This window comes from Porphyrobacter sp. TH134, from assembly GCF_002855495.1.
Lineage (GTDB): Bacteria > Pseudomonadota > Alphaproteobacteria > Sphingomonadales > Sphingomonadaceae > Erythrobacter.
Map to the genome: position 1 here is coordinate 1 of NZ_PKRO01000040.1, position 26,216 is coordinate 26,216.

26 protein-coding genes and 3 pseudogenes are annotated in these 26,216 nt (G+C 63.7%); 4 read left to right on the forward strand and 25 right to left on the reverse strand.

The window, feature by feature from the left end; all coding sequences use genetic code 11:
- Positions 1 to 387, forward strand: a pseudogene (locus C0V72_RS16265) (hypothetical protein); the annotation flags it as partial.
- Positions 388 to 843: 456 nt separating this feature from the next.
- Here C0V72_RS16265 and C0V72_RS13510 read toward each other — a convergent pair.
- From C0V72_RS13510 to cysN, 24 genes and pseudogenes are all read right to left on the reverse strand, one after another.
- Positions 844 to 1,767, reverse strand: coding sequence for a HEPN domain-containing protein (locus C0V72_RS13510; RefSeq protein ID WP_101794669.1), 924 nt, complete (start codon positions 1,765 to 1,767; stop codon positions 844 to 846).
- 119 nt (positions 1,768 to 1,886) lie between these two features.
- On the reverse strand, positions 1,887 to 2,294 hold the full coding sequence (locus C0V72_RS13515) for a CopG family transcriptional regulator (RefSeq protein ID WP_233999955.1): 408 nt from the start codon (positions 2,292 to 2,294) through the stop codon (positions 1,887 to 1,889).
- A 14-nt stretch (positions 2,295 to 2,308) separates the two neighbouring features.
- Positions 2,309 to 4,294 carry a conjugal transfer protein TraG gene (locus tag C0V72_RS13520; protein WP_101794671.1) on the reverse strand — a complete coding sequence of 662 codons (1,986 nt, stop codon included), beginning with the start codon at positions 4,292 to 4,294 and terminating at the stop codon, positions 2,309 to 2,311.
- A 206-nt stretch (positions 4,295 to 4,500) separates the two neighbouring features.
- Entirely contained in the window at positions 4,501 to 5,295 is a 795-nt protein-coding gene (locus C0V72_RS13525; protein WP_101794672.1) for a S1/P1 nuclease, read from the reverse strand.
- Between the two features lie 205 nt (positions 5,296 to 5,500).
- The gene (locus C0V72_RS13530) at positions 5,501 to 6,202 is read right to left on the reverse strand and encodes an RES family NAD+ phosphorylase (protein ID WP_101794673.1); all 702 of its coding nucleotides are present in this window, start codon (positions 6,200 to 6,202) and stop codon (positions 5,501 to 5,503) included.
- The gene (locus C0V72_RS13535) at positions 6,189 to 6,620 is read right to left on the reverse strand and encodes an antitoxin Xre-like helix-turn-helix domain-containing protein (protein WP_101794674.1); all 432 of its coding nucleotides are present in this window, start codon (positions 6,618 to 6,620) and stop codon (positions 6,189 to 6,191) included. The genes C0V72_RS13530 and C0V72_RS13535 overlap by 14 nt, the downstream gene beginning before the upstream one ends.
- A gap of 69 nt (positions 6,621 to 6,689) precedes the next feature.
- Positions 6,690 to 8,429: a relaxase/mobilization nuclease domain-containing protein gene (locus C0V72_RS13540; RefSeq protein WP_101794691.1), complete on the reverse strand. Its 1,740-nt coding sequence runs from the start codon at positions 8,427 to 8,429 to the stop codon at positions 6,690 to 6,692.
- 241 nt (positions 8,430 to 8,670) lie between these two features.
- A complete protein-coding gene (locus C0V72_RS13545; RefSeq protein ID WP_101794675.1) occupies positions 8,671 to 9,351 on the reverse strand; it encodes a lytic transglycosylase domain-containing protein in 681 nt (226 codons plus the stop codon).
- Between the two features lie 4 nt (positions 9,352 to 9,355).
- On the reverse strand, positions 9,356 to 9,688 hold the full coding sequence (locus tag C0V72_RS13550) for a DUF736 domain-containing protein (RefSeq protein ID WP_101794676.1): 333 nt from the start codon (positions 9,686 to 9,688) through the stop codon (positions 9,356 to 9,358).
- A complete protein-coding gene (traF, locus tag C0V72_RS13555) occupies positions 9,685 to 10,266 on the reverse strand; it encodes a conjugative transfer signal peptidase TraF (RefSeq protein ID WP_101794692.1) in 582 nt (193 codons plus the stop codon). The genes C0V72_RS13550 and traF overlap by 4 nt, the downstream gene beginning before the upstream one ends.
- Entirely contained in the window at positions 10,263 to 10,745 is a 483-nt protein-coding gene (locus C0V72_RS13560) for a DUF2840 domain-containing protein (RefSeq protein ID WP_233999956.1), read from the reverse strand. Before C0V72_RS13560 ends, traF begins: the two co-directional genes overlap by 4 nt.
- Before the next feature lie 200 nt (positions 10,746 to 10,945).
- A complete protein-coding gene (locus tag C0V72_RS13565) occupies positions 10,946 to 11,827 on the reverse strand; it encodes a replication initiator protein A (protein WP_101794678.1) in 882 nt (293 codons plus the stop codon).
- A gap of 11 nt (positions 11,828 to 11,838) precedes the next feature.
- On the reverse strand, positions 11,839 to 12,111 hold the full coding sequence (locus C0V72_RS13570; RefSeq protein WP_101794679.1) for a helix-turn-helix transcriptional regulator: 273 nt from the start codon (positions 12,109 to 12,111) through the stop codon (positions 11,839 to 11,841).
- A 224-nt stretch (positions 12,112 to 12,335) separates the two neighbouring features.
- On the reverse strand, positions 12,336 to 12,659 hold the full coding sequence (locus tag C0V72_RS13575; RefSeq protein WP_101794680.1) for a DUF736 domain-containing protein: 324 nt from the start codon (positions 12,657 to 12,659) through the stop codon (positions 12,336 to 12,338).
- Positions 12,660 to 13,108: 449 nt separating this feature from the next.
- Complete coding sequence (locus C0V72_RS13580) at positions 13,109 to 13,630, reverse strand: RES family NAD+ phosphorylase (protein ID WP_101794681.1); 522 nt, start codon at positions 13,628 to 13,630, stop codon at positions 13,109 to 13,111.
- Positions 13,631 to 13,634: 4 nt separating this feature from the next.
- Complete coding sequence (locus tag C0V72_RS13585) at positions 13,635 to 13,985, reverse strand: antitoxin Xre/MbcA/ParS toxin-binding domain-containing protein (RefSeq protein ID WP_101794682.1); 351 nt, start codon at positions 13,983 to 13,985, stop codon at positions 13,635 to 13,637.
- A 345-nt stretch (positions 13,986 to 14,330) separates the two neighbouring features.
- Entirely contained in the window at positions 14,331 to 16,070 is a 1,740-nt protein-coding gene (locus tag C0V72_RS13590) for a ParB/RepB/Spo0J family partition protein (RefSeq protein ID WP_101794683.1), read from the reverse strand.
- 141 nt (positions 16,071 to 16,211) lie between these two features.
- On the reverse strand, positions 16,212 to 16,613 hold the full coding sequence (locus tag C0V72_RS13595) for a DUF2958 domain-containing protein (RefSeq protein WP_101794684.1): 402 nt from the start codon (positions 16,611 to 16,613) through the stop codon (positions 16,212 to 16,214).
- A 15-nt stretch (positions 16,614 to 16,628) separates the two neighbouring features.
- Positions 16,629 to 16,847 (reverse strand): hypothetical protein, encoded by a 219-nt coding sequence (locus tag C0V72_RS13600; protein ID WP_143704601.1) that lies wholly within the window; start codon positions 16,845 to 16,847, stop codon positions 16,629 to 16,631.
- A complete protein-coding gene (locus tag C0V72_RS13605; RefSeq protein ID WP_233999957.1) occupies positions 16,844 to 17,767 on the reverse strand; it encodes an ArdC family protein in 924 nt (307 codons plus the stop codon). The genes C0V72_RS13600 and C0V72_RS13605 overlap by 4 nt, the downstream gene beginning before the upstream one ends.
- Positions 17,768 to 18,487: 720 nt before the next feature.
- Positions 18,488 to 18,798 (reverse strand): annotated as a pseudogene (locus tag C0V72_RS16660) (transposase); the annotation flags it as partial.
- A 238-nt stretch (positions 18,799 to 19,036) separates the two neighbouring features.
- Complete coding sequence (locus C0V72_RS13610) at positions 19,037 to 19,492, reverse strand: CopG family transcriptional regulator (protein ID WP_101794686.1); 456 nt, start codon at positions 19,490 to 19,492, stop codon at positions 19,037 to 19,039.
- A 346-nt stretch (positions 19,493 to 19,838) separates the two neighbouring features.
- A complete protein-coding gene (locus C0V72_RS13615; protein WP_101794687.1) occupies positions 19,839 to 20,588 on the reverse strand; it encodes a 3'(2'),5'-bisphosphate nucleotidase CysQ in 750 nt (249 codons plus the stop codon).
- Positions 20,585 to 22,495, reverse strand: a complete 1,911-nt coding sequence (cysN, locus tag C0V72_RS13620; protein WP_101794688.1) for a sulfate adenylyltransferase subunit CysN — start codon at positions 22,493 to 22,495, stop codon at positions 20,585 to 20,587. The genes C0V72_RS13615 and cysN overlap by 4 nt, the downstream gene beginning before the upstream one ends.
- A gap of 498 nt (positions 22,496 to 22,993) precedes the next feature.
- Here cysN and C0V72_RS16270 point away from each other — a divergent pair, with 498 nt between their 5' ends.
- Together C0V72_RS16270 and C0V72_RS13625 are read left to right on the forward strand one after the other, a co-directional pair.
- Positions 22,994 to 23,953 (forward strand): hypothetical protein, encoded by a 960-nt coding sequence (locus C0V72_RS16270; protein ID WP_143704602.1) that lies wholly within the window; start codon positions 22,994 to 22,996, stop codon positions 23,951 to 23,953.
- A 1-nt stretch (position 23,954) separates the two neighbouring features.
- Complete coding sequence (locus C0V72_RS13625; protein ID WP_143704603.1) at positions 23,955 to 24,869, forward strand: IS1595 family transposase; 915 nt, start codon at positions 23,955 to 23,957, stop codon at positions 24,867 to 24,869.
- A gap of 42 nt (positions 24,870 to 24,911) precedes the next feature.
- Here C0V72_RS13625 and C0V72_RS13630 read toward each other — a convergent pair.
- Positions 24,912 to 25,244: pseudogene (locus tag C0V72_RS13630) on the reverse strand (integrase core domain-containing protein); the annotation flags it as partial.
- Positions 25,245 to 25,346: 102 nt separating this feature from the next.
- Between C0V72_RS13630 and C0V72_RS13635 the strand changes: the two are divergent.
- Positions 25,347 to 26,216, forward strand: a complete 870-nt coding sequence (locus tag C0V72_RS13635) for a PQQ-dependent sugar dehydrogenase (RefSeq protein WP_172439033.1) — start codon at positions 25,347 to 25,349, stop codon at positions 26,214 to 26,216.

Below are 26,216 nucleotides of genomic sequence, written 5' to 3' on the forward strand. Positions count from 1 at the left end.
AAAAATGGGCCTCCGAAAACAAGGCCTACATCAAGTGGGAATGCCAGAATGACTGACTATCCCAAATCCGAATTTCCAGACCTCAGGTTGCACAATCAAATTGTCATCGAGCCGCAAAAATATGTGCACAGCACCAATCGGCACTTTTCGATCGCAATCAGCGATGCACAATATCGCAGTATTGTTGCTGAGGTGGAAGCATGGCGAAGTGCTCCCGGCAATTTCTATGATCTCGAAGAGAGAAATTGTATTCATTTCGTAGGCCGAATTGCCTCCTTGCTCGGAGTCACCGTCGAATACCCCGAGTCTATGCTGCGGAGGCCAAAAAAATGGCTCAACCACCTGATATCCTTGAACCCGCAGTTAAAAGCACGCCAAGTCGATTAGCTAATTTCCGCTATGCTCGACTAAAGCCGACATTACCAACTGGCATCACGCTCGACCCGGTCCGCGAGCAAGGCGGCGATGCCCGCTAGATCCGGAAGTGGCGCACCGCCATGGCTGCCCTCCGGCTCCGCTTTGCTCCACCTGCGGCCAGCCGCCCGAGGCAATCTTGTACCAATAACCAGCACGGGCCATTCAATGGGGGCCGGTCGATCGAAGTTGTCCTGCCCATACCCTAAATCTGCCGCAAGCCTGGGCGGTGGGACTGGTTCGCCGCTCTAACCGCCATCGCCTTCGCTCTGCTGATCGCAGCCATCTTCAGATTCGCGCGGCGGGGTAACCGTGATGCTTCGTGAGTTCTGGTTGCACGGCTCTTACCGCCATCACGGCTATGCCAACGGGCCGCCTTGCCGGCAGCCCCTGGCACACCATCAGGAAACCAGAGCGAAAGAGCGAGAATCACAGCCTTATCTTTGACTTCAGTTCATCGATCCGCTCCGAGCAGACCTCATGCACCACGCGGCCAAGCTCTTCGACCTGCGTACCGAGCCATTCGAGCTCTTCCTTGGTGACGCGGTAATGCCTGGAGTATCGTGCCTTGACGTAGGCATCCTTGAGCTTCTCGAACCGCGCGCGATCGCGCTTGGTTTCCCGCGGCCAGACATAGGTCAGGCGCGGGTCGATCCGCTCGGCCTGAGTGCGAAGGAAGCCAAGGTTGTGCACGTGAGGGGTGTAGAAGGTGCAGACAAGGAGCACGCAGTGGTAAAGCCGTTCTGTCGCCTGATGCATCAGGAAGGCAGCGTCCTTTAGACGCCCCTGCTCGATGCTGAAGCGAGTCGTCTGCAGCATTCCAGATGCTGCTGGCATCCACTCCTCGAAATACTCCTGCGCCATGGCCAGCGCCTGCGTCGGCGTCTTAGGCTTGGGCGTATGCAGTTCGGTGTCATCGGACTGGTAAACCGCGATCCCTTCGGCCTTCACATCCATGAAGAAATACCGCCCGTGAGCGAGACCGTCGTTCACCTCCTGCAGCGTGTGGACGATGAAGTTTACCGGCGTCTGGAGTGTGCCGGTGAGACCGTACTCGCGCATCAGCCGCTCATCGAGCTTGGCCCAGTACTTGACCCGGTCAGTGAGCCGCTTATCGCTGACGATGATCAGCAGATCGAAGTCCGAACGATATCCCTTGGCGGTGTGCGGCTCATCGATCCAGGTGCCGCGCGCATAGCTGCCGTAGAGGATCACCTTGAGGATTCGCCCGGCCTTCTTCCACTCGTGTTTGGCGAGCGCGAAGGCGTCGTCGAACTCCTCGAAGATCAGCTGCACCACCCGCTCCAGCTCGCGCTGCTTTTGCGGGGGCAGATGATCAAGATCGGTGCGCATCCGGGGAGTCTAGCAAGCGTTCCAGAAGCTTGCACCCTCCTTGTTGCACTGATGCCACCGCAATGGGTGCATCAGCTGGCGCCTGGCCACAGTGCTGCGGTCCAGCTTCCTGCAATACCTCATTCTGCGCCAGCGTCACCGACCCGCCGCAATTCATCCGACAGGTGCCGGCCTGACTCCATCCGCCTCGCGAGCGCCTCGATGAAGTGGTCGAACCGCTTTTCGGCATCGGCTCGCGCGGCAGGCGTCGTCTCGCCGGGCAGGACGGGCGTGACCGCCAGCCAGCGCCTCAGGTACAGCGCAAAGCTCTCGTTTCCGACCTCGACATGGTAGTCGAGCTTCTCAAGCTGCCGCGAGATCCGGTCGAGCCGGCGGCTGAAGGCCGCCTCGAGGCGCTCGGAACCGTCAGGCGACAGAAATGAAGCAAGGGCAGCCTCGACAACCGATGCCTGCGAGACGCGCTTGCGGCAGGCATAGTCAGCCAGCTGGCGCGACAGCGCCGGCGGCAGCCGAAAGGTGTGCTTCAACCGATTGCCCCTGCTCACAGCTCGATCCCGTCATTCGGGTCGAGCACGGCCTGCCTCGCATTGGTGTGCATCCGCTCTGCGATCCGCCGGTTGCGAACAGCCAGCTCTTCATCCCTGCGGTCTGCAAAGTCAAATTCGTTGGCGGCCACTGCCGGCTCCGGCGCGATATCCTCGTGTTGGGCGAGTTCCGGTTCGCGGCGGATGCCACCATCACTGGCTGATCCTTTCTCGAGTTGCTCGCCGTCGTCAGCCGGCTCTCCCGCCGGCTCCGGCGCCGCGCGCGTTCCGCTCCATTGGTCCTCGCTCTTCAGGTCAGGCGAAGGTTCCGGGGTGACGGGCGGTACGATGCGGTTCGCGAGGCGCGGATCGGCATAATACCGCGCCTTCTTCGCGCGGATCGGTTGTGCGCCTGCCAGCATCACGATCTCATCCGTTTCGGGGAGTTGCATGATCTCGCCCTGGGTCAGAAGCGCCCGCGGTGTCTCGGAGCGCGAGACCATGAGGTGCCCCAGCCATGGCGAGAGGCGATGCCCGGCGTAGTTGCGCATCGCTTTCGTTTCGGTGGCAGTGCCGAGCGATTCCGAGACCCGCTTGGCGGTGCGTTCGTCATTGGTCGCGAAGCAGACCCTGACATGGCAATTGTCGAGGATCGCGTTGTTCTGGCCATATGCCTTTTCGATCTGGTTCAGAGACTGGGCGATCAGGAAGGACTTGATGCCGTAGCCTGCCATGAAGGCCAGCGCGCTCTCGAAGAAATCGAGCCGGCCCAGTGCCGGAAATTCGTCGAGCATCAGCAGCAGGCGTTGACGCTCACAGCCATCAGCGAGATCCTCGGTCAGCCGGCGGCCGATCTGGTTGAGGATCAGCCGAACCAGCGGCTTGGTCCGGCTGATGTCGGACGGCGGTACGACGAGGTAGAGCGTGACTGGCTGCGCGCAGTTGACGAGGTCAGCAATGCGCCAGTCACATTGCCGCGTGACCTTCGCGATCACCGGATCACGATAAAGGCCAAGGAAGGACATGGCGGTCGACAGCACGCCTGAGCGCTCGTTGTCCGATTTGTTGAGCAGCTCGCGCGCGGCACTTGCCACCACTGGATGGACGCCTTCCTCACCCAGATGCGGCGTCATCATCATGGCTGAGAGCGCCTGGATCGAGCGGCGCGGATCGGACAGGAAGGCGGCAACGCCGGCGAGCGTTTTGTCGGGCTCGGCATAAAGCACGTGCAGGATCGCGCCGACCAGCAGCGCATGGCTGGTCTTTTCCCAGTGATTGCGGCGCTCGAGCGAGCCTTCGGGATCGACCAGCACATCGGCAATGTTCTGGACGTCACGAACCTCGTTGATGCCGCGCCGGACTTCCATCAGCGGATTATAGGCGGCCGAGGCTGCATTGGTCGGATCGAACAGCAGCACCCGGCTGAAGCGGCTGCGAAAGCCGGACGTGAGGTCCCAATTCTCGCCCTTGATGTCGTGGACGATCGCCGAGTGTGGCCATGTCAGCAAAGTCGGGATGACCAGTCCGACACCCTTGCCGCTCCGCGTGGGCGCAAAACACAGCACATGCTCGGGTCCATCATGGCGCAGATAGCAATTGGCGCGGCGGCCGATGATGACGCCCTTGTCTGCGAGCAGTCCCGCATTGGCGATCTCCGCGCGCGTCGCCCAGCGTGCAGAGCCATAGGTAGCGCTGTTCTTCAGCTCGTGGGCGCGCCAGACTGACATGGCGATTGCAACAATCACGGAGAGTAGTGCCCCCGACGCGGCGATCACCCCGCCGGTCTCGAAGATGTGCGGGGCGTAGGCTTCATAGCTGAACCACCACCAGAAGATGGCCCAGGGGGGATGTATTGGCGTATCCGCAAGGATGAACACGGGAGGCCCGAGCCCGGCCTGATAGCCGAGGCTGGCCGCGATCCATTGTGTCGCAGTCCAGATACCTGCGAGCGTGAGGCAGAGGACAGCAATGATCTGGCCCCAGAGTATTCTTGTGGCAGACATGACCGTCTCCTTCCGGCGGAATGGAGGCAGATCATGCCGGCTTTGCAAGCAGAGCTGCGCACCGGTGGGCGCTGGCGAAGCAAAGGATAGCTGAGCCCCGGCTGACCATCGGAAACGCAAGGTGCAAGCGCGCGCCTGACCGGTCAGGCTGCCTGTATGAGGGAGAGCCGAACGCAGGCGCCGGCGATCAGCAGCCCGGATTTGCCTCAGCGAGCAAACAGCTGATCAAGATACGCTGCCAGCCTTACGCCGCCCTGTTGCAGGCGCAGTTCTGCCGAGGGCAGGTGCTCGAACTGGTAGGCATAGCCGAGGCTCGGGATTGCATCGTCTGTAGCTGGATAGATCCGGTCGCGGAGTGCGGTGCTCTCAGCGACCCAGACCGCAGGATCTGCCGTCCACCAGGCGATCGTTTCCTCGGGTTCGATCTTCCGGCCAAGCCAGACCGCAAATTCCGAGTACGACAGGCCCTTGCCTTCGATCATCCGCGTATCCCAGACCGTGTGCAGATTGGTTTCCTGCCCGAACCACCGCAGCTTCACATCATTGCCGCCGCGGTCCGTGCCGTTGCCGGCATGCAGGGGCTGGTGGAGATCGCCGACGATGTGGATGATGAAGCGCAAGGCGAGCGCGCGGTCTTCCCGCGACGCTTCGGGATTCCTGACGATCGCGGCAAAACGTGTCAGCGCGCCCAGCGCATCGCCGCCGGCAGGGACGCCGGCTTCAGTGTAGGTCTTTCCTGCAGGGACAGTGACATAGTGAAACGGGTCAGCCTCCTCCTGCCAGAAAGGTGCCGGATTGGATCGCTGCTCATCGGCCCAGGTCGAGGCTTCAGCCACGCTTTCCTCACCAAGGATCAGGGCGATTTCCGCGCGGGTCTTCCCGCTGATCCGCTCCTCGGCGAGCTCGCCAACCACCCGGTGGCCCAGCTGGCCCCATGCATGGGCCGGTACCGGCGTGGCGATGGCGATGGCAATGACAGCAAGAAGGGCGCGAGGTGACATGTCTGGTTCCGCTGGGCTGGTGAAGTGCGTGGGTAAGCCCCGCGGCCTTATGGAGAGGGTCCCGAAACCTGCCAAGCCAGTACAGCGTGCGATTCCAGTGACAGGGTGACAGGACTCCGGCTGACCCTTTTACGTGCTCTCCAACGCCCGGGACTGATTCTGATGCGCGGGGAGGAAAGGATCCACTCCGCAGTTTACCGGGACGTCAGAGGGTCTCGACAGTGAAGCGGGGCGCTCCCGCCCATGTCAGACGATACATCGCGCCCTGGACGACCGACTGGACAACATTGGGCCACAGCGCCGCAATGCAGGTGCCGCCTTCATGCCTTACCGAGGGGTAGATGATCCCGTTGTGCCCTTCGCCACGCGCCCAGGCAGCGAGCGCATTGCCGGCCGGATAGCCCGCCGCCGGGTCCGGATCGAGCGCAGGGTGGCCCGGGTCGGTGCGCAGATCAATGAAGACGCCCGACATACTCGCGATCATCTCGCCATATTCGACCACGGCATCAAAGTCGCCGGCATCGGCAAGCGCCTTCGTGAGATGAAAGCCGACCTCCGCAAGGCAGGTCGCGACATCGAGCGCGGCGTACCAGGCGCCGCGCTCTGCGGGATTGAACCGGCCGGGTTCGCGCGGCTTCGCATAGGCAAAGCTGGCGTTGATGAACCTGGCATGCGGGACGCCATGCACCAGCTCCGCGGCGTCAAGGCCCGCAAGCCCGCGGTCCTCGGCGATCTGCCGCGAGCTGGTCGCACCCTCGATCTCCGCCAGATCATCAAGCTCACCCGGGGTATCGGCGAGCGGCGCCAGCGCCGCGTCGCGCAAGCGGGCGCTCGTGACAAGTCTGACGGTGCGTCCGAACGCCTCACGGATCAGCGGCAAACCGCCAACCGGTTCAGAGCCCGCCACGCAGCGCGTCGATATATTGCCGGGTCTCGAGCATCCTTGGGATACCGCCCTCGATCATCGCGTCGACCGGAGAGCGTCTGCCAAACAGCGGCGCCCTGTTCTCCAGCCCTGGCCAGCGATCGGCAAGGTCATTTGCGAACAGCAGATGCAGGCCCTTGTAGAGGCCAATCAGCGCCGAGGCCCGGGTCAGCTGGTCCTGGCTGAGCGTGCCTTCCCACGTTCCGGCTTTCATGCGGTCCCATGTGCTTGGCGACACGCCGAGCAGCGCGGCCCCTTCGGCATTGCTGGTTTTCCAGGCCTCGGCGAGGCGCAGCACCGCCTTGATCGCTGAACCGGTGAGGCGCGCGCGGTCTCCCTCACCCGAAAAGTTCTGCGGCGCGCGGGGGGCATCCGGAACAAACTGGACAGCATTGACCATGTCGCATCTCCTGATGCCTAAATACGCATCATGTGATGCAAATGTCAATGAAAGGCCAATGCGCGTCCGTTAGAGCGACGGGCCGCGTGACCGGGCAAGACTCCAGTCGATACCGCCCCGCTCGTTGACCGTGCCGGACATTGCTTGCCCCAGATGGCGGTCGAGGTCCTGCCGCCAGGGGACAAGCTGGAACGACAGGCCATTGTCGATCATGGCGAAGCGGCCCGACGCCAACGTCACCCGCTCGCGATAGATACCGACAACATGCTCGCCGACCGCGAGTGGCTGCCGGGCGCTGCCATAGCGCGCCGAGAGCGCGTCGCCGGCCTCCGCCAGCTCGCGATCCCGCAGCCTGCCCAGCAGACCCTTCGCAAGGACGATGCGCTGTCCCTGCTTCTGCGCGAGGCCTTCCTCGACTAGCACCGCCGCGCGCTGTTCAAGCGCCTCGCGCACCTGCGAACCGAAACCGCCCCCGAGCGTCTCCGGCTGCGCAGAGACCAACTGCCGGTCGAGCCATGTCGCACCGCGTGCGCGGACCTGGTCATCGATGGAAAGGTCGGACCGGACCAGCAGGCTGGTCTGCGCGCGTCCCTTGCGGTCGGTCCAGTGGCCGGTCTCGATAATCGCACCGGTTGGGGCGTCACTCGTCCGCTCGATGTCCGCAAAGCGCAGATGATGCATGCGGCCATCCGTGCCATCGACGATCGCATAGGCCTCCCCGGTCAGCTCGTCGTGCAGCCCGCGTTCGACAAGCCTGCCGGTGACCCGCTCACCATCGGCGCGGCCATGCAATGCGAAGCGCGCGGGATCGATCGCAATACCCTGTCCCGACATGGCCCGGTGCATGGTCCTGATGATGTCACCGCGATCTCCCAGCGCGCGCAGGGTTGGCTCGATATCCGGCGCCAGCGACCAGCTTGCCGGTCCGACCTTCTCGGCCAAGCCCATCCGTTCGAGCGTCTGCGCGCGGCCGAGCAGCAGGCTGCGATCGGGTCGTCCACCGGCTGCTTCCGGGCGCAGGTCGACCACGCCAAGATCATCACGCTGGCGCTGCAAGCGGCGATCGAGTGAGGTCCAGCGCTCGGCATCAACCTCGCGCTGAAGCGCGCTCCGGATGTCGCGCTCGCAGCGCAGACCCAGCTCGATGGTGACGCGTTCCTCGGCCCGGGCGCGCAGGCCCTCGCTGATATAGCCGCGGTCAATCACGAGATCCCTGCCATCATCGGCCATGCCGCGCACCAGCACATGGATATGCGGGTTATCGGTATTCCAGTGATCGACCGCGACCCAATCAAGACGGGTCTCAAGGTCGCGCGCCATGTCATCCATTAGCTCGCGGGTGAAGGCGCGCAGATCCGCCATGTCACCTGCATCCTCGGGCGAGATGATGAATCGGAAATGGTGCCGGTCCTCCTCGCACTGCCCGGCAAAGGCATCGACATCGGCATGGTCTGAGCGGGCGTCGAACATCTGGCCGTCCGATCCGTCGCGCGTGACGCCGTCGCGTTCGAGGTAGGCAATATGGCGCGCGAGCGGTGCGGAACGGAAAGTGCTGCCGCGGTGCCGGACGACGCGCGCCTTGATGACCACCCGCCGCTGCCAGGCACTGCGCCGGCGACGGAGCGCTGCCCGCTTACCGCGTCCCAGATGACCGGTGCCGCCGCCGAGCCGCCTGGGCGACAGCGGGGTATAACCTGCACGGCGCGAGACCTGCAGCACGCGTCCGACCAGCGTGCTGGCCTTGCGATAAGCCCGCGCCCCGCTGTCGGGCGAGCGGCCCGGCCTGATGTCGAACTCTTCGTCAGACATCACCGGCTGAAGTCCGACGACGGCTTCGCCGCCATTGTAAACATGGTACTTTTCGTAAGGAGCGATGGCAGGCCAAAGGCTGCGATGGCGCATATTATCCAGTATAACCAGCCACCTGCGCCCCGACCGACGGCGGCGCTTTTATCTCGCAATCCTCCCTTCCCTTGGTCCTTCGATGTGCATCCGCTTCGCCCCGCTGCGCCACCGGTCGAAAGGGAGCGCGAGAGTGCGCGGCCAGGTGTCACTGGTCGCGCACCGTTGAAACCGGGGCAAACAGATCGTGACGAGGGACCGCTGGCCGGGCGAAGGGGTGGGCTGATGCTTCGTGGTCAAGGTCACTCCGGCCCTGTCGCGCCGATCCCTCGCCGCGCCGGGCGAACCGCGGTGCGCCGCTGGCGGGCTGCAAGGACGCTGTAATGGCGAGACCATCGCCGTGCAGCAACGGCGCAATTGCAGCGACATAACGGCGGGTCTCGAGCGGCAGCGGACGGCCCCTGTCGCGCCATTGCTCATAGCGGCCCGGCCCGGCATTATAGGCTGCAAGGAAGCCGGCAGCGCCGTAGCGATCGTACATTTCGCGAAGGTACGAAGTGCCGGCCATGATGTTGTCGCGCGGGTCAAATGGGTCAGTCCTGAGCGCGAAGCGCGCGCGCTGGCGCGCCCATGTCCCGGGCATCAGCTGCATCAGCCCCATGGCTCCCGCAGAAGAGACCGCGCGGACGCGGCCTGCGCTCTCGATGCGGATAATGGCATAAATCCATGCTTCCGGAATACCGAAGCGCCGCGATGCGTCCCGTACGTGATCGGCGATGGCAATGCGCGACGGGGCGGTTGGCTCACCGACCGGCTGCGCGCAAGGCGCACCGGGCCATCCAGCCGCCAGAGCGCAGCCGAGCGCCATCGCGAGGCGATGCAAGGCCATGGCGTCAGTCCTTCGCGCCGCGGCGAGTACCGCGAGACCACATCAACACATGCGTGCGCTTGTCCGACTGGAACAGGTTGGCGCGCAACGGCTGCACCAGCGCCGGATCGTCGATCAGCACCGCGACATAGGCCCCCGCCTTGTCGCCGTTGCGCTTCCAGCCCGCCCCCACTTCGAAGGCATCCTCGCCTTCGCCGGCCAGAATGCGGTAGTCGGGTGCCTTTTCTGCATCGCCATGCTCGGCCGGAACGAGAGTCAGCGCACGGTCGATGGTCAGCGTCTGCAGACGCCCGGAGTAGCTGTCGCGGGTGGTCGTGAAGGTGCCGATACAGGTCATGGGTTGGTCTCCTTGTCGGGGTTGGCAGGTTGGGAAAGGGTTGGCCGGGCGAACCAGACGTGCACCCCGTCGCCCGCTTCATCGGTCCAGACCGGGCTCGCGCGACCGATCAGCTGCGCGCGCGGCAAAGGGCCGAAATAACGCCCGTCGAAGCTGTCGGGCGCCCGCCGGCTCATGAAGAACAGCTCATCGGCAGCAATGACCCTGCAGCCGTTCCACCCGGGCAGCGCGCGTCCGCGACTGTCGTGTGCGCGCGCCGTACCCGCGGGCTTGCCATTGATCGTGATGCTGGCCCCTGTGCGACAGACCCTGTCGCCGGGCAGCGCGGCAATCTCTTTCAGCAATGGCATGCCGACCGGCAGATAGCCGCGCGCCGCAAGGAAGCGCCGCAGGTGCGGCGGCGGATCGATCGCCACCCGCTCGCCGGCATGCAGGCTCGCTGTTCCACGAATGTGATAGAGGCCGGTCGGCACGCTCGCCGTCGCGTTCCAGACCAGCACGCGCAACACCGGCAGCGCGGCGCTGAACAGGGCAGCTGCAGCGGCCGTGCCAGCGATGAGGATCGTGCGCCGCTTCATGATGACAGCCGCCTGCGCAGACACCATGCCCGGTGACGGCGCTGGTCATAGGGCCGCGGCGGCATGCCGACCGACAGCCGGTTGTGGACGTGCCGCCAGTGATCGGGCGCGATGTCGCAGGGATCGAAATCCGCTTCTTCGATGGCATCGATCAGCCCGAAGGCCGCGCGCACCTTCACCCAGCCGCGCACACGCAACAGGATTTCGCCGCCCGGATCGATTTGCGGCAGCGTGCTGAATGCCTCGCCGGGACCGACGGCGCGGACGATGGTGAGGACAGAACGCCGCGTGCCGTAGTCATTGGACGCCCAGCGCACGAGGGCAAACACCTGGCCCGGCGCATAGCTCTCGATGCGGGTGCGGCGATCGATGATGCGTCCGGCGACCGGCTTGCCGAACCGCAGCCAATCCTCGCGAATGCCTTCACGCCAGACCAGCGTCACATGGGTGAGCGGCGGATCCTCGTTACCGGCAGGCACGGGAGCTTGCGGCGGAACCCGCGCGCCAGCTGTCGACAGGCGCGCTGGCGTTAGCAGGAATCCGGAGGATTCCCTGTTAGGATGGTTACAGGCCGGATTTGCGGCGTGATTCCAGCGTGCTAGGGCCGATTCCGGTTCCTGATGGACCGACGTTCCGGTTCCCGATGGACCGAGTGGTGGGGTTCCTGATGGACCGAACATCACACCGGTTTGTCCACAGGGCGCATGCCGATCCGGCGCATGGCTGCGGTGAAGGAGTCGACCGGGATCGCCACGAAATTGAGCCTCTCGCGGCCCAGCGGGCGGTCAAGGCTCAGTGTATAGCCGGGCAGGGATTGCCGCTGGACGATGTCGCGGATCTCGAAGGCAAAGCGCTTCAATGGCGAGAGCGATCCTGACTTCAGCCAGAGGTGCTCGATATCGAAGCTCCAGCCATTCTTCTGGCGCCCGCCATGCTTGCGCACGATGCGGTAGAGCCAGCGCTCAAGCCCCCCGGTCAGCCGGAAATAGGCTGGATCGATGGTGAGAACGAGCGCACGGTCGAGCACGCCCTCGTAGAACCAGTCGGGAATGATCATCTCGATCCCCATCGCGCGGCCCCTGCCATCGAGGCGCTCGCGCCACTCGTTGATCCAGGAAAAGCGATGCCGCCGCCGCGCGCTCGGCTGCCGGATCGAGGTCGCGATGCTGGTTGACTGCAGCCGGTCAAGCGCGGCTTTGAGCCGTTCATAGCCCACCTTGCCGGTGCTGCGCTGTGTGAAGCGCATGATTTCGTGCGGCGTGGCTGCGATCAGCCGCGACGTCGGGCGCCCGGCATCGCGCGCCTCGACGATCTGGCTGGCGATCCAGATCAGCACATCGGCATCCCAGATCGTCGCCATGCCATGCTCGGCCGTGGCCTCGACGAGGATCGCAACCTCGCCCATGCGAAAGTCGATGGGCCTGACCCGCTTGCGCTTGGCGAGACTGAAGAAGGGCCAGGCCATCAGGTCCTGCGCGTCGCGCGCGGCAATATCGCCGCCGGCACCGACGAACAGGTCGAGCTGCAGGGATGCCTGGTCGAAGGCGGCGCTGCGCTGCATCGGCCCGGCCCTCAGCGCCGGACCGGCGCGGTGTAGCCGTCGATCCGCTTGGCAGGGTGGACCACCCCCTTGCCCGGATCACTGGTCGAGCGGCGCAGGCCCTGCTGCGCCCAGTCGTCGAGGTCATCGATATGGTAGACGATCCGCCCACCAAGCTTGTGATAGGCGGGTCCCGTACCGTAGCAGCGATGCTTCTCCAGCGTGCGCGGCGAGAGCCCGAGATGCACGGCGGCATCGGGCGTCCGCAGATAGCGTGGGCGGATCGGAGCGGGAATGGCGGTCATGGAGGATCTCCGCGAAGGCGAGGATGACTGCGGCGCAGGGCCGCTCGCTAGGGAGAGGGATGGCGGATCGGAGCGGGGAGGGGGGAGCGACAGAATTCGGGCGGCGCGATTGTCGCCCCTCCCTTTCCCCGGGCTCGGGGCGATCGCTCGATGCCCCGGCACCGGGGAGTGGCGTGTCTGCCGGAAAAGCCCCGCCCGGCAAGGCCGGGCGGGGCGTCGTCGGCTTACTCGCCGGTGGCCTTGCGGGCGCGGGTCCACACCAGGCTGAAGTTCTCGCCGTCATCCTCGGCGAAGAGGTTGGCGTAGATCGGAGCCGAAAAGCTCGGATCGTCGAGCTTGACCGAGAGGTAGTCGCGGCCCTCCTGGCTCTGCTTGCTCCAGGCGGCACCGATTTCGGCGCGGCCGACGAAGACCCGGTGCGAGGGCGCGTTCTCGCTCATCTGGTCGGTTTCGGCGATGATGCGCACGTTCTTCTGCTGCACGCTCATGGTGACGATCTCGCCTTTGAAGCCGGTGGCGGTGCGGGTGAAGTTGCCGATATTGGCCATTGTCCAGTTCCTTGTCCTTTCGAGCCTGCGCCCATCGCAGCCTCGATGGCCATGCACAGGCGGGGGTGCGGAGACGGCGCATCCCGCAAGGGACCGCAGCGCAGCGGAGGACGGCAGCGGCCAGCGGCTATTTTGCCTCGCGATGCAAAGAGCGCCCCGGCGCTCGGCGGAAAATAGCTGCTTGCCCGCCGTTGCGCCCCAGGCCCCGCAAGGGCGAAGCCCGTCCGCCGCCAGACAGGCCATTGACGAGGCAGCCGGTGGGGCAGGTTCGGAGGAGAGGGCGAAGGGCGGTGGGCAAGGGCAGCTTCGGCGGCAAGCGATGCGCAAGGTGCAGGCCCATGCGCGCTGGGGCATTAGGTTCCTGCGCTCGAACCTGTCAGTATCGGCCTGATTGAGGATGTTGGTGATCGCGATCCGGTGCTGGGGTCGGATCGCGCATCAGACGCGTTTCAGCTTTCGGGAGCGTCAGGCAGGTCCCGGGATGCGCGAAGGCCTAACCGGTCATCATCGTCGACCAGCGCGAGATGCGCTTCCCAGTTCCACAGAACGAGGTTGAGCGCGTCACGAGGTGCGCCGCGGGCATAGCTTGGAATGACAATGCCGGCAAAGCCATGCGCGATTGCCGTCTCTGCCAGTTCCTGGGTTGAAACAGGCTTTCCGGACAACATCCGATCCCGCCAGGACGGGTCGGCAAGGTCTGCCGAGCTCACGTGGAAGGGCTCCAATGCAGCTATGTTCCGGCCATCCAGCAGTGGTCCAATATCCGCCCGATAGGAAACCAGCGTGGTGGGCTGCAGCGTGCCAACCTGGTTGGCTTCGCGCAGCGCCGTCTCCGGGGCAAGCGACGTGTAGAGCGCAGGCCGTCCGATCCTGTTGAAGCGGCCGCCGAACCGGGCGGCACCCTCTCCCGAAAGTGGTGTGCGGGACCAGACCGGATTGAGGGCGCGGTAAAGCAGTCCGGTGAAATGCATGGGCCTATGCGTGAATGCCTGCGTCGACCGCGTCGATATAGGTCAGCACGTCGTCGGCCCGGTTGTCCTGTACCAGTTGCATGGCAGTCTGGCCCGAGAACCCCGGGAGTGGCTCAGAGCGATACCAGGCATAGGCCAGAAGCGCTGAACCGTAACGCGGCTCGACCTTGTTGAGCACCTCGACCATCTGACGGATGCGACGCTGGGTGCGTGTCGAGGCGATCCGGTCCTTGCGCTGGATCGCGTCCTTGCCAAGGCCGAGCGAGCGCGCCAGTTCGTCGCTGGTGGTGCGCAGCGCTGCAATGATCTTGCGCGGGGCAAAGGCACCATTGTCCGCATAATTCTGGATTGCCATAGCAAAACTCCATCTTTTCTGACGCAATATAGCGCCAGAATTTGCGGCAATCAAGCGAGGGCCGAGTGCGCTGCACCTCGAAGTCTGCGAGCTGCGCTGCCCGAACCGTGAAGAACAACCGCGGCCTTGCATGGCCCTGCTGACCTGCCCCTCCCGCGCCACCGCATTCGTCGCAACGCGGGGCAAGAGCAGACCTCTGCCCCGTTGGCACGCAGCCGACCGTGCTCAGCTTGCCAACTCGGCTCCTTCGGGATCATGTTTCGGCACGGACACGGCCGCTCTCGCCTCGAGGTCACCTTGGAGCGTTTCACCACAGGACTGCGCGGTGCTTGCCTGCTGTTCTGTCTACTCCTCTCCGACCATCCACTTCGCCCGGCGCGCTGCCGCGACCATCGGCACTCCGCCCCGCTCGGTATAGGTGGCAGGCGGGAACGCCATCCAGCGCGGCACCCAGCGCTCGCACCTGGTCCGGTCATTCGCGCCCGTGAGATGATCGGCAATCAGGCCCCTGATCGTCGCACCTTTTTCGCCCGCATTGGCGCTGGCGACCGCCGCGCCGCCTGTCTCGGCGAGGATCGCCAGCATCACCTCCCTGTCGCGCAGCAAGCCGAGGAAGGCCTCATCGGCCTGCCAGTGGTCGGCCATGGCGATGGCGCAATGCTCGCCCAGATACGCGATAACCTCACTGCCGATGGCGAGCGTCTCGGCCATCACCAGCGCGAGCACCTCGATGACCTCCGCGTACGACAGCGCCATGAGGCGGTGCAGCACGGGAACCAGATGGGAACCACAGCGATCCTGACACAGGCTTGCGCGGTGTTCGTCCATTCCGAGCAGGGCCAGCACCATCCGCCGCCTCTTCCCAAGGATGCCGGTTGCAGCGGCAGCGGCAAGGCTGGAAGCGATATCCGCGTTGCGGCTCGCGGTATCGGCGGGGCGCACGCTCCACAGCGGCGATCCGGCAATCGCATGGGCGACCATCACCCGCAGCGCGAGCGCGGGCGTGCCTGCCAGCTGCGCCGCCACTGCCGCATGACGGTGGAGGTCGACATAGCTGGCCAGCGTCGCGGTCATTTCAGGGCGCGCGGGTTTCTGGTCTTCAGTTTCGCCGCGCGCGCGGCGCTCCGCCGCTGCCGCCTCGGCCCGTGAGATGAAGCCTTCATGGAACACCACCTCGCCGTCGCGGCGCAACTGGATATAGACCTTGCCGCCCTTGCGCTTGCCCGCGCGCTCGTATTCCCAGCTGGCGAAGTGACCGGTGACGGGCACAATCACCACATCGGCCCAGCCATCGGCAAGATAGGCGGCCTTGCGCGCCTCGACCGCCGCAAGCTGCGCGGCCCAGAAGGCATCGGCATCGGCAAAATAGCCTTCCTCGCCGAACAGGTCGGTGACGACCATTCCCGCATAGGTTTCGAGGTCGAACAGCGCGACCGCGGTCGCAATCGACGCGCCGCCGAACAGCCATGCCTTGAGCTGACTGCCGCGCGGCGCATGGGCTTCGGCATCCTCGAACAGCGCCAGCCATGCTGTCTGCTGCGCCTTGCTGGCGAGCGTCAGGTGCCGGATGGTTGCGGCATCGATCGCCTCGCTGCGATAGGCCTCACGGATCCGGGGCAGGAGATTGCCGAGCGCGAGGATGCGCTTCACCTTTAGTTCGGTGAGCGCGAAGGTCGCGGCGATATCCTCGATGCTCCGCCCTTCCCTGACGAGGCGGGTGAAGCTCTCCCACTGCGTGACCTCGTCGGGTTCCTCGCGCAGCAGGTTCTCGATCATCGAGATTTCCAGCGCCTCGGCGTCATCCTGCGGCCCGAGCACAATGCAGGGTAGGCTGCGGTCCTCACCGAGTTCGCGCGCGGCCTCAAGGCTGGCGAAGTAGCGGCGCTTGCCTGCAAGGATCTCGAAATGGTCGGGCGCGCCCTTCTCCCGGGCAGGGCAGGCAGCGCGTCTGACGAACAGCGGCGACAGCACGCCGCGCGCCCTGATGGAGGGCAGGATGTCGCTGACATCGGGCACCTTGCGTCCGCGCCGCATGTTGATCGCGGCCACCGAAAGCTGGCCGAGCGGAATAGGGGTGATCTGCATGGGTATTCTCCAAGGAAAATGTCTTCCAGAAACGGTGGCCCCGCGCCTGCCGTCCGGGGGACGGATGGGACGGGCAGGGCGGGGCCGGTTATCCCGCGCGGGTGGGGGGACCTGCGCGCGGGCATCATCCGCCGCTTGGGGCTACGGCGGTGAACGGCTCCGGCCTGCTGCCGCCTCGCGCGCCAGCACGGCGGCGGCATCGGCAAGATGCTTCAAGTTTTCGGTGATCTGGCCTTGCGCGCGGGCGGCAGCGGCATAGACCGACAACGGATGGCACGGGGCGAAGTGGAGATCGCGCTCGAGACGCAAGCCAAGTGGCAGGCGGACCGCCGCGATCTCGGCAAGGCTCATGCTCCCGAGTTCGGGACAGCCAAAGCCGAGATCGGCGAGCCCGAACAGCGTGTCTCCGTCGCTATCCAGTTCGCTGATCAGCCAGGTCGCTGCGCCCAGCGGATTGAAGAACTTCACGACCGGGACATGATCGCCGGGGCTTGCGCCATTGGCGAGCAGGCGCTGGCGCAGGGCAGGTGTCAGCAGGTCCATCGCGCGGGGCCTCCTTCAGAACATCTCGAGCTGGTTGCGGGCATTCGTGTCGAACAGCCCGTGGTCGGCAGGGCGTTGGCGCTTTTTCGGCATGAGCGGCGCGGCGGCGAGCAGCGCGAGCCGGTCACCGAGGGTGATCGGCGCAACGCCGGGCACCAGCGTCTGGAGCCCGGCCTCGGTGCTCTCGACGGCGAAGCGATCGCTGTCGCTGGCGGGTTCTGGCAACCTGCTCATGCCGCCTGCTCCTGGCCGACCGTCTGGAACTGCAGCAGGAACTCGGCTGCCCTGCTCGCCTGACTGGCGGCGCGGAAGATCGCGCGGCTATCGGCGCGCAGTACCGCCAGCCAGCTGCCAAGGTAATCGGCATGGCGCACGGTCGGCTCAACGCCGAGCGCGGCACACAGGAAGGCCGCAGCAAGTTCCGCCACCAGTTCCTCGCGGGCATAGGTGGCCGAGCCGAACCGCCCGGTCTGATCGCGGCCCAGCCGCGAGCCATGCCCGGTCCAGTGGCCCAGCTCATGCAGCGCGGTGCGGTAGTAATCGATCTGGTGATGAAAGGCAGGCTGCGGGGGAACCTGCACATAATCGTCTGATGGTGAATAGAAGGCCTCGGCTCCGCCAATCCGGACATCCGCCCCCGTCGCCGCGATCAGCGCTTCGGCGCTGTCATGCAACTCACGCTCGGGCGGGGGCGCGGGCGCGGTGACCAGCCCTTCGGGCAGACCCTCGCACTGCGCGACATTGAACACGGTGAAGCGCTTGAGGAACGCAATCCCGCGCGGCTCCTCGCCCCGCTCACTGCCGTCACCACCCTCGCGCTCGCCCTTGGGCACAAAGCGGTCAGCATAGAACACGGTGCGTCCGCGCTCGCCCTTGCGCACCGCGCCGCCAGCGGCGAGCGCCTGCCGGAAGGTCAGCCAGTCCTGTGAAGGGTAGCCCCCCTCGATCACCGCGCCCCACAGGATCAGGACATTGATCCCCGAATAGGCCCGTCCCGTCACCGCATTGCGCGGCAGGCCGGGCGCGGCCAATGCCTTGCTCCATGGCCTCACCCACGGAAAGACGCCCTCCTCAAGCTGCGCAATGATGCTTGCGGTGACCTCGTCATAAAGCGACCCGCGCGCCTCTCCCGCACCAACGGCGCTGCGCGCCACCCTGCACCGATTGCCCCTTGCACTGCCTTTGCCATTCCCACGCGCCATCATCCGTCTCCCGTCCTGCCCAACTCCGCCACACCGGCCCCCGGAAGGGGCGGGGTGGGCGGTGACAGCGACCAGGAAGGCGCGGGCCGGGCAGCCGCATCCGCATGACGCAAATGGCTGCCGGTGCAGCCAGTGCGACAAGGACCGCAATGCAAATGGAGGACCCGGTCCTCGCAGAGGCCGGGTTGCGGCTGGCCGAACCGTGCCCAGACGGGCGCACCGCCCACCCTGCCGCTTCCGCGGGCCCAAACCAGCAACGCCGGCGCGAATACGCGCCGCCCGCAGCCCCCCATCACTCCATGATCGGCGAGCGGCGAGCGAGCTGCACCAGCAAACAAGGCGCACCCCGTCCGCAGGCAGGCCGTGCATATTGATCCGGATCGGACGCACCGGCGGGACCCTGTCGCCGGGCAGGCCGAGCCAATGCCTATGACGGCCGGAGGCGGCGTGCGCGCGGGGCCCAAAGCAGAGAGGGCCGCGCCCTCAGGAGCAGGGCTGCAGGCCCTGCGGGACAGAGCGCGTCCTCAGCCCCGCTCCGCTTCTGCGGGGCGCTGCGGGGTGTCCCCGCTCGAAGGGGTCGCCGGAGACGGCTTGGCGGCTCCGGCGTAGGGGAAGACGTTCCCCACATTAAGCGGGTATATGGTCTGTAAGTTTAAGCAAAACGGTGATCACCGGGCAGAATGCCAACTTATCACCATGCGCAGAAGCCTTGCGTAATATCTCGTGGGCCTGCCGCAGCTCCCGGTTCTCGCGCTCCAGCACCTTCAGGCGGTCGGCCACCTTCACCGGAACTCCCGTCCGCTTGCCGCGGTCTACCTTGGCCTTTTTTACCCACGTGTGAAGCGGCTGCGCCGAACAACGATCTTCTCAGCTATCGATGTGACGACTGCCGAGCGGGACAGGCGATCAGATTCGTGATCAAGCACCATGCGCACCGCACGCTGGCGCACCTCAGGTGCAAACTTGTTCGTTACCTTGACCATAAAAGTCCCTTCCTCTCAGGAGTTAGGGCCTCCAGCAATCCTGGGCCGGTTCACGGCCTTCTTCCACTCGTGCTTGGCGAGCGCAAAGGCATCGTCGAACTCCTCGAAGATCAGCTGCACCACCCGCTCTAACTCGCGCTACTTTTGCGGGGGCAGATGGTCGAGGTCGGTGCGTGTCAGCGGACACTGGCAAGCAGTTGGAATGGTTGCACCTGCCATTTGCCATGGGAGAGAGAAGTCATTTTGTTCCGGGGGCGTCTTTCCCCAAGATATGCCGCGCGGCTTCGTCACCGCGCACCAGCTCATCATGCAAGAGCCTCCCTGTTTCCATACGCCGCGCCAGTGCCTCGATGAAGAAGGCAACGCGCTTCTCGACCTCGGCGTGCGCAGCGGCCGACTCGGGACCCGATGATGCAGCGGTTACCGTGAACCAACGCCGCAGATAGAGCGTAAGGGCCTCAGTCCCGACATCGACATGATAGCCCAAACGGTCAAGCTGGCGCGAGATCAGGTCTAGCCTGCGGCTGAACGCCGCCTCGAGCCGTTCCGAGCCGTCAGGCGAGAGGAAGGAGGCCAGTGCCACCTCGACGACCGCGGCCTGCGAAACACGCTTGCGCCCGGCATAGTCGGCGAGCTGGCGCGAGAGTTGCGGAAGCAGCCCAAGGGCGTGCTTGACCCGATTGCTCCTGGTCACAGGTCAATCCCGTTGCCCGGATCAAGCGTGGCCCGGCGGGCATTGTCCTGCACGTGACCAACAAAGCGCCGATTGCGCACCGCAGCCTTCTCGTCCTCTTCGTCGCGGTCATCGAACGCGAACTCGTTGCGGACAGGCTGCGGCGGAGGGACACTGTCCCCATGCTTGGGGGTCTCGGGCTCGCGGCGGATGCCGCCCTCACCACAGTCCCCGTTTCCCGCCAGGACGACCTCGATCTCATCCAGCAGGAACGCTTACCGTGTGACCGCGATGACCGGTTTGCCCCGAGCCGGATATTGACGGTCATTGGGGGTCGCGCTCTTTTCGGCCGCCATGCCGAGGAGCCTTACAATTGCCGCAGCGCTTCGAGCACCTTGTGCGACAGTTCCTGGCGGCAGATCAGCAGGTCGGGCATGTAACTGTCGGCTTGATTGTAGATGAGCGGGCTACCATCGATGCGAGAGCAATGCAGGCCATGTCCGCGCGCCACGGCAACGGGCGCGCAGCTGTCCCATTCATACTGCCCGCCGGAGTGGAGATAGACCTCCGCCTGTCCCAGCACCACCGCCATCGCCTTGGCTCCGGCACTACCCATTGGGACAAGTTCGCCGCCGAGCGCCGCCGCGATGGCCTGTGCCTCGGCGGCAGGCCGCGTGCGGCTGACGACGAAGCGCGGGCGCTCCGCTGTCGGGGCGTGCGAGCGCGGCTGGTCCGACCGCAGCACCAGGCCGCCATCGAGCCCCGGTAGCGCGACAGCTCCGATCGAGGCGACGCCGTCCACCGCTAGCGCCACATGCACCGCCCAATCGGCGCGCTCCTCGCCATATTCGCGGGTGCCATCGACCGGATCGACGATCCACACCCGGCTTTTGCCGAGGCGATCTGGGTTGTCCTTTTCCTCTTCCGACAGCAAGCCGTCATCGGGCCGCAAGTGCCGGAGCGCGTGGCACAGGAACTGGTTCGCCGTGGCATCGCCCGCCTTGCCCAGCGCCTTGCCATCAAACATGCCGCTGGCGCGGACGTCCATCAGCAAGCCGCCCGCAATCTCGGCCAGCCGTGCGGCGAGCGCTGCGTCGTTCAGACCGGCAGCGCTCATTTCAGCGGGAGGATCTGCTGGATGATATAACGCGCAGCGTCCTCAGGGCTCATGTCCACCGTGTTAACGCGGATGTCGGGGCTCTCGGGCGCTTCATAGGGGCTGTCGATCCCGGTGAAGTTCTTGAGGTTGCCGGCGCGCGCTTTCTTGTACAGGCCCTTCACATCGCGCTTTTCGGCCACGCCCAGCGGGGTGTCGACGAAGATTTCGACGAACTCGCCTTCGGGCAGCATTTCGCGCACCATCCGCCGCTCGGCCCGGAAGGGCGAGATGAAGGCGGTGAGCACGATGAGGCCCGCATCGGCCATCAGCTTGGCGACCTCGCCCACGCGGCGGATATTCTCGATCCGGTCGGCCTCGGTGAAGCCCAGATCGCGGTTGAGCCCGTGGCGCACATTGTCGCCATCCAGCAGGAAGGTGTGGCGGTTCATCAGGAACAGCTGCTTTTCGACCTCGTTGGCGATGGTCGATTTGCCGCTGCCCGAAAGCCCGGTGAACCACAGCACGCGCGGGGTCTGGTTCTTCATCCCGGCGTGATCCGCGCGGGTGATGGCGGTCGGCTGCCAGTGGACATTGTCCGCGCGGCGCAGGCTGAAGTCGATCATCCCGGCGGCCACGGTGGCGTTCGAAAACTTGTCGATCAGGATAAACCCGCCCAGCTGGCGGTTGTCGGCATAGGGTTCAAAGGCGATCGGCCGGTCGGTCGCGAATTCGGCCACGCCGATGCCGTTGAGGCCGAGCGTCTTGGCCGCGAGATGTTCGAGGCTGTTGATGTCGATCTCGTATTCGGGCGGCTGGACGGTGGCGGTGACCATCTGCGTGCCGAGCTTGAGCCAGTAGCCGCGCCCCGGCTTCATCACTTCCTCGTCCATCCACACCAGCGTGGCGCGGAACTGGTCGGAGGCCTGCGGCGGATCGCCCGCCGCTGCGATCAGGTCACCGCGGCTGCAATCGACCTCGTCGGCGAGCGTGAGGGTGACCGACTGGCCCGCGACCGCTTCGTCCAGGTCGCCATCGAAGGTGGCAATGGATTTGACCGTGCTGGTCTTGCCCGAGGGTACGATCCGCACCGCATCGCCGGGGCGAATGACGCCGCTGGCAATCTGCCCTGCAAAGCCGCGGAAGTCGAGATTGGGGCGGTTGACCCACTGCACCGGCATCCGGAACGCGGCACCTTGAGCAGCGGCCGCATCGACTTCGACGGTTTCAAGGTGGTGGATCAGCGACGGCCCGCCATACCATGGCGTGTTGACTGAAGCGGCGGTGATGTTGTCGCCCCTGAAACCCGAAATCGGGATCGCGGTGAAATCGGTAATCCCGATGCTGGTGGCAAATGCGCGGTAATCAGCGACGATGTCATCAAAGGTCTGCTGATCGTAGCCCACCAGATCCATCTTGTTCACCGCCAGCACCACGTGGCGGATGCCCAGCAGGTGGACAAGATAGGAATGCCGGCGGGTTTGTTGCAGCACCCCTTTGCGCGCATCGGTCAGGATCACGGCCAGATCGGCGGTCGAAGCGCCGGTCACCATGTTGCGGGTATATTGTTCATGCCCCGGCGTATCGGCGACGATGAACTTGCGCTTCTCGGTCGTGAAAAAGCGATAGGCGACGTCGATGGTGATGCCCTGCTCGCGTTCGGCGGTGAGGCCATCGACCAGCAGTGCAAAGTCGATTTCCTCGCCCTGCGTGCCGTGCCGCTTGCTGTCGCTTTCCAGCGCGGCCAGCTGATCTTCAAAGATCATCTTGGAATCGTACAATAGCCGCCCGATCAGGGTCGACTTGCCATCATCCACGCTGCCGCAGGTGATGAAGCGCAGCAGACTCTTGTGCTGGTGCGCTTCGAGATAAGCGTCGATATCCTCGGCGATGAGGCTGTCGGTCTGGAAGCTGGAGGGCGTGTCCATCACGCATCGTCCTCCGGATGGTTGGCTGTCATCCACACCGCCGCGCCCTGCCCAGCATAGGAGCGGTTTGCTTGAAGCGGTTGACCAGCAGGATTCACGGACCGTTGCTGCTCAACTGGGCCATTTCTGCTCGCAGTCGAGGGGTGCTTCCCGGCTTTAAGCCGTTCAAGGTTGGTGAAGAGGTACATGGAGGTCGCAGGTAGACGCAAAGGCCAAATCCACAAGCAAGTTTGCCTTTCGGGTGGCCAAGGCGAGGCTTGAAGCAGAGGCTCGGTGCTCCGTCATTTCGCTTTCGGCACAGTGACTTCGCAGTGGATATGCATTCCCAGGAGACAATCACCATCGGAAGCGCTCTAGATCAGCGGCGCAGATCCTTGGCGAAGAGCGCCGGAATTGTCGATAACTGCCTGATTACGAAGGAAATGCGCCAGTTTTCGTAACCGTCAGGATTTTCCATCTCGGCCATTTGGTATCCCGCAGTCCGCCAAGGATTTATTTATGCCATTCAATTTAGGATATCCTTCGAGCCAGTCGCGCTTCTTTCGACCAGGTTATCATGGCACGAGTCTTCAAGAAGTCGCGATGCGCTTCTCCACTGACGATGCGTGTATTGAGCATGTGATGCAAACGCGCTTTGCACAGGAACTGCCTTGCGAAGAGTGTGGTGGCGTACGCCGCTGGTCTCGCCGAACTTCAACTCAATATGCTCTGCGATGCTGCGGTGCCGTTGTCTCTCCACTCGCAGGCACAGTATTTCATCACACGAAGTTGCCTCTACGCCTGTGGTTTTATGCCATGCTGCACTTCGCAAATTCGCATGCGGGCGTAAATTCCGGTTTTCTCGAACGCCACCTTGGGATCAGCTATCGCGCTGCCTTTCACATGGCCCACAGGATTAGGCTGCACCTAGCCGCACTGGAGCGCATGACGCCGATTGCTACTCCGGGACAAACTGTCGAGGTGCGCGTAGAGAACCTGTACCGTATCCGTTCTGATACGTCTGGTCACAATCGCGCTAATGTCTTGCTCGCCGCTCGGAATGGTAGAGTTGCTTGCCAGGTCATAGGTGTTTCTCGGCATCGCTCTGTTTATAAGGCAATAGCGACGATGGTGCCCGGCCATGGAGATCTGCACACGACATGCTACCGTACGGCTCGGCTGTTCTCAGATTATGGCTCCCGCCTACCACAGGCAACTTACCTTCCTACCTACTACATTGACCATCCTAATGAGATAGATGCAATCAAAGGATTCATGTCTTATTTTCTTTGGCCACTTCAGACGCATCACAAGTATGTATCTCATTCGTATCTATGGCTGTATTTAAGTGAGTTTCAGTTTCGATATAATCGCCGGAATCATTCGGCGCAGACCTATTGGGACATAATCGGCGCATTCCCGATTTTGACTTCGCAAGGGGACATGCCTGTCAGCACGGCAACTACGAAGGATCACTGAAGTGATTGCCAAGACGAAACCCTTCGGTATCATCCAGTTTTTTGAACGGTTTCCTGACGAGGATGCGTGTCTGGAGCACATCTTCGAAACAAGATTTGGGACCCATTCGCCATGTCCGAGCTGCGGCGAGCTTGGTCACTGGTCTCGAATTAAGAGGACCAAGAAATGGCGCCATGCGTGCGGAAAGCATATCTCACCGCTCAGAGGGACAGTCATGTATCGGTCCAATCTTTCACTTATGGCTTGGTTTTATGCCTTCTTTCTTTTTGCCAACACTTCTATTGGCATACGCGCAGGGTTCATTCGCAGACAACTTGGTATTGGTCATAAAAGTTCCAACCGCCTCTGCCAAATGATCAGGATCCATATGGCGGCTATGGCTCGCCCCCAGATGCTGGGTGGCGAAGGCAAAACCGTTCAGATTGACGAGGTCTATCTGCGCTACATTGCAAACAGCGAAGGTGGACCGAACGATGCCGTCATCGTTCTTGGACTTGCATGCGACGGGCAGGTCATGTCGGCGATAGTGCCGGACCGCAAGTCAGGAACTTTGATTCCGCTCCTAGTGGCGCGTGTCAAACCCGGTTCGAAGGTCGTCACCGACACACTTTCGGGTTACCAAAAGCTGGCGCAGCACGGATTCCAACATGTTCAGATAAACCACTCGATCGCGTTCCATGACTTTCGCGGACATACAACCAACAACATTGAAGCCTATTGGGCAACAGTGCGCCGGATGTTTCGAGCAGCAAGGCAGGTGTCACGCGAAAACCTGTGGACCTTCCTTGCAGAAATCGAGTTCAAATATAATCGCCGCGACACCAAAGATTCTATATTTGAAGAGCTTATTTCAAATTTTCCGCCTCACGATCCGGAAAGCTACCGTACGCTTCAGGGGCGGTTTGACTGGTCGTGAAGTCTGGACACCCTACCCCCACAGGGTGGTCCGTTTTGATTGTTAGTGCAAGATTGGCTCCTTTGCCATGGCTGCCTGTAGGTGGAGCGTAGCGGAACCGGAGGGCAGCCATGGCGGCGTCGCGGTTTCCGGGGCGGGCGGGCGATAGCCCAGCGAGCTGTGTGGCCTCACGGTGTTGTAGTGTCGGCGCCAGGCTTCGATCAGGATCTGGGCTTCGGCCAGGGTGTAGAAGATCTCCCCGTTCAAGAGCTCGTCTCGCATCGAACCGTTGAAGCTCTCGCAGTAGCCGTTCTCCCACGGGCTGCCGGGCGTAATGTAGAGCGTCTTCACGCCGATCCTCGCTAGCCACTCTTGCACGGCATTGGCGATGAACTGTACCCATCCGGCGGGGGCCGGTCAGGAGCTTAGATCGTAGAAATCGGAGTATTTAAGCAAGATCAACTTTCTAAAGCCGTATTTTTCGCTCATGATATGAGGATGAACTACCTCCGCCTGACACTGATCGTCTGCAGTGCTGTTATCGCTCTCAGTTATGGCGGCAAGTCTCTTATCCCGCCACCGCCCGCTTGCCTGCCACCTAAGGCGGTTACGCCTGGAGCAACGCCGGCTGCTGGATCGATCACAGGCGTGACAGCGGTGCCTGTGGCTACCTTCGAGACGGCATGGTCGATGGATTTTCTGACCGACGACCGGATACTGATCGCAGAGCGTGGTGATGTCGCGGTGCAGCAGCCGGGCCAATTGTGGGTCATGACTACCGACGGGACGCGCGTGAAGGTGACGGGCATGCCACCCAACACCGGAATTTATTACGTCCTTCGATCACCTGACTTTGTCACCAGCCGCCGGGTCTACATCAGCTATTTCGAACCGGGAGGACCAAACGAGCCGCGCCGCGGTCGTAACGCTTCCGATACCAACTTCAGGCCCGAAGGCCTGACCGTGCTGCGCGCGCAACTCGATCTGGCGGCCAACATGCCGACGCTTGGCAATGTTGAGGTGATCTGGCGACAAGAACAGATCGTGCCGATCCCAACCGGCTTTCAGATCGGCGCCTACATGGCCTTCTCCCCCAATGGCCGCTACCTGTTTATAGCGGGCGGTGCCCGGGACGAGTTCGAGGGGATTCAGAACCTGGACAATGCGCTTGGCAAGACTGTGCGGATCTTTCCCAATGGAGATATCCCGCCGGATAATCCCTTTGCGCAGACCCCGGGCGCGCGAGGCGATATTTGGACACTGGGGCACCGTAATAGACCTGTTGCGAAAGTGGGGATTAGGGGATTCCCGTTTGGCGTAAAATCTGATTCACGCTTTGGATGCAGAGGTTTTGCGCTGAGCGGCTGA